Origin of the sequence: Roseateles sp. (assembly GCF_031397715.1) — a bacterium.
Classification (GTDB): Bacteria; Pseudomonadota; Gammaproteobacteria; order Burkholderiales; family Burkholderiaceae_C; genus Paucibacter_A.
Genome location: NZ_JANNMI010000341.1, coordinates 1 through 3214, shown reverse-complemented (window position 1 = coordinate 3214; position 3214 = coordinate 1). Strand labels below are relative to the sequence as shown.

At 62.0% G+C, this 3214-nt stretch carries 3 protein-coding genes; 1 reads left to right on the top strand and 2 read right to left on the bottom strand.

Annotated elements, in window-relative coordinates:
- Positions 1 to 193 precede the first annotated feature (193 nt).
- On the bottom strand, positions 194 to 1822 hold the full coding sequence (locus tag RMO57_RS14925) for a peptide chain release factor 3 (protein ID WP_310387923.1): 1629 nt from the start codon (positions 1820 to 1822) through the stop codon (positions 194 to 196).
- Between the two features lie 181 nt (positions 1823 to 2003).
- Here RMO57_RS14925 and RMO57_RS14920 point away from each other — a divergent pair, with 181 nt between their 5' ends.
- A complete protein-coding gene (locus tag RMO57_RS14920; protein WP_310387925.1) occupies positions 2004 to 2267 on the top strand; it encodes a GNAT family N-acetyltransferase in 264 nt (87 codons plus the stop codon).
- Between the two features lie 252 nt (positions 2268 to 2519).
- Here RMO57_RS14920 and RMO57_RS14915 read toward each other — a convergent pair whose 3' ends face one another.
- Entirely contained in the window at positions 2520 to 3020 is a 501-nt protein-coding gene (locus RMO57_RS14915) for a Dps family protein (RefSeq protein ID WP_310387921.1), read from the bottom strand.
- Between the last annotated feature and the right edge of the window lie 194 nt (positions 3021 to 3214).

The following is a 3214-nucleotide window of genomic DNA, read 5'->3' as shown; positions in this document are numbered from 1 at the left end:
GCGGCGGGCCATTTTTGACTTCGTCGCTCGTCGAGAACGCTATCGCCGCTTTCTGCCGCCCGGGCTCCTAGGGTGAACGAACGATCATTCAAATCGCTGAAACGGAGTGCGGGTCAGTTCTCCCACTTCGCATTTCAGCAGGGGGAGTGAGGGTCACAGGGGGATTAGCAGCTCGGCGGCCCTCCCGGCCGTCTCAGCCGTCCAGCCGTTTCTGGAACACCAAGCCCGCATGCTCGCGCAAGGCGTGGAACTTGATCTTCGGCCAATTCGCCTCGATCGCGCGCAGCTCGGGTGCGTATTCGACCAGCACCGTCGGCGCATCAACCGCGTCGTAGGCCATGCGGTGATCATTCGCGTCGATGAAGCGCTTCAGCTCATTGGCATCGTCGCAAGTGACCCAGCGCGCCACCTGGAAGCGGCTCGGCATGATGCGGGCCTTGCAGCCGTATTCATGTTCCAAGCGGTGTGCCACCACTTCAAACTGCAGCTGCCCCACGGCGCCCAGCAGCAAGACCGAACCGGCGATGGGTCTGAAAACCTGGATCGCGCCTTCCTCGCCGAGCTGGGTCAGGCCGGCCTTGAGCTGCTTGGTGCGCAAGGGGTCGGCCACTTCGACCGAGCGGAACATTTCCGGCGCGAAGAAGGGCAGGCCGGTGAACTGCAAGGCCTCGCCCTCGGTGATGGTGTCACCCAGCTGCAGCACGCCATGGTTGGGGATGCCAATAATGTCGCCCGCATAGGCCTCGTCCAGCAGCTCGCGGCGCTGGCTCAAAAAGCTCACCACGGTATTGGGACGTAACTCCTTACCAGAGCGCACGACCTTGAGCCGCATGCCGCGCTTAAAGTGGCCGCTGACGACTCTTAGAAAAGCGATCCGGTCGCGGTGCGAGGGGTCCATATTGGCCTGGATCTTGAAAACCACGCCGGTGAACTTGGGCTCGTCCGGCTGCACCACGCGTTGCATGGCCGCACGTTCGGCCGGCGGCGGCGCCAGCTCAACCAGCGCGTCCAGAATCTCCTGCACGCCGAAGTTATTGACCGCCGAGCCGAAGAACATCGGCGTTAGTTTGCCACTCAGGAAGTCATCCAGATTGAACTCGGCCGCCGCGTCCTGCACCAGCTCGATCTCGCCCTCGGCTTGGCTGTACTGCATGCCGAAGCGCTCGGCATAGGCCGGGTTGTCCAGGCCTTGCAGAATCTCGTCGTCGCCGCCGGCACGGCCCTCGCCGGGCGAGAACACGCGCATCTGCTTTCGGCGCAGGTCCATCACGCCGTGAAAATGTTTGCCCATGCCGACCGGCCAGGTGAACGGCACCACCGTCATGCCGAGCTCGCGCTCGATCTCGTCCATCAGCGCCAGCGGGTCCTGCACCTCGCGGTCCATCTTGTTGACGAAGGTCAGGATCGGCGTGTTGCGGGCGCGGCAAACCTGCAGCAGGCGGCGGGTCTGCGGCTCGACGCCGTTGGCCGCGTCAATCACCATCAGCGCCGCGTCCACCGCCGTCAGCACGCGATAAGTGTCTTCCGAGAAGTCCTGGTGGCCGGGGGTGTCGAGCAAGTTGATCACGCAGTCGCGGTATTCCATCTGCATCACGCTGGACGCCACCGAAATGCCGCGCTGCTTCTCGATCTCCATCCAGTCAGAAGTGGCGTGGCGCGTGGCCTTGCGCGCCTTCACCGAGCCGGCGATCTGGATCGCGCCCGAGAACAGCAAGAGCTTCTCGGTCAGCGTGGTCTTGCCGGCATCCGGGTGAGAAATGATCGCAAAAGTGCGGCGGCGTTTGACTTCGGTTTGAATTTGGCTGGGCAGTTCGGCTGACATAAGGGGCGCTCGTTCGGCGCTCAGCTGGGGCAGCCGCACGCATGGGTCGGGAAAATTAGGTCGCCGATTATCGCAGCGGGCGAATTTGATCAGCCCGGCTGGTCTTTTGCGGCACCGCTTTGCTATCCTGCGCGCACAAAAAACAGCAGGAGAACAAAGATGCGCATGAAGCTATCCACGTCTGGTTGGGCTTGCTTACGGCGAAATCAAGCGGGTTTTCGTGCCACCCGCGCAGCGCGGGCGGGGTTTGGCCAGGCTGCTGATGCAAGCCTTGGAGCAAGACTTGATCGAGCGCGGCATCGGGCTTGCCCGCCTCGAAACCGGCATCCGCCAACCCGCGGCCTTGGCACTTTATGCCAGCCTCGGCTACCAGCGATGCGAACCTTTTGGTCGTTATGAAGCCGAAGCGACCGGAGTTTTCATGGCAAAGCAGCTATCCACCTAGCGCCACGCCGGCGCGGCATCCGAGAGCGCCTTGATCAGTTTTTTCAAGACATTTTCCGAAGCTCGTTTCGCAGCCAGCGAGTGATCGGCCTTGAATTCGTCAAACTCGGCTCGCCCCTCTCCTTGGACTCTGATTTGTTTGACCGGCCTGGGCTGAATGCCAATTGTGCGAGGCTTCTTGGCGAAACCACCGACAAGGAACAGCCTGGTGCGGGCCTCCTGGCCGGCACCTGCGCTGCTTTACCTCAGGCCCTCATTCCTCCAACAGACTCCTGAGCATCCAGGCCGTCTGTTCATGAACTGTCAAGCGTTGGGTGAGCAGGTCGGCAGTAGGCTCGTCCGAAGCTTGGCCAACGACGGCGAACAAGGCGCGTGCGGTGCGCGCCACGCCTTCGTGGCCCTCCACCAAGATGCGCACCATCTCCAGCGCCTTGGGCGGCTTGGCCGGTGCGTCGGGCAGCGAGCTCAAGGCGGCGAACTGGGCGTAGGAGCCGGGTGCCACCGACCCCAGCGCGCGGATGCGCTCGGCGATCGGGTCGACCGCATTCCATAGCTCGGTGTACTGAACCATGAACATCTGGTGCAGGGTGTTGAACATCGGCCCGGTCACGTTCCAATGGAAGTTGTGCGTGGTCAGGTAAAGGGTGTAGGAATCGGCCAGCAGCTTGGACAGGCCCAAGGCAATGGCTTCGCGGTCTTTGGCGCTAATGCCGATATTGATGGCATCAGACTTGGCGGTGGATTTCTTGGCCATGCGTAGCTCCTATTGATTAGGTTTCCAAATGAATTCGGCAGTGACCACTATAGGACAGCCTGCCAGCCTCCCCCGTGCAAACCTAGCGACGCCGTCGCATCGGTCTGCTTGTCCTACAGCTATTCGGCTCGCAGGATGACGTGAACGGTGAGACCGCGGTCGTATAAGAGTTGGTGGCTCGACCGAGCTTCGCA

What these genes read in the sequence shown, in the direction of transcription:
- RMO57_RS14925 (WP_310387923.1), bottom strand. Translation starts at nt 1,822, where the DNA reads ATGTCAGCCGAACTGCCCAGCCAAATTCAAACCGAAGTCAAACGCCGC.
- RMO57_RS14915 (WP_310387921.1), bottom strand. Translation starts at nt 3,020, where the DNA reads ATGGCCAAGAAATCCACCGCCAAGTCTGATGCCATCAATATCGGCATT.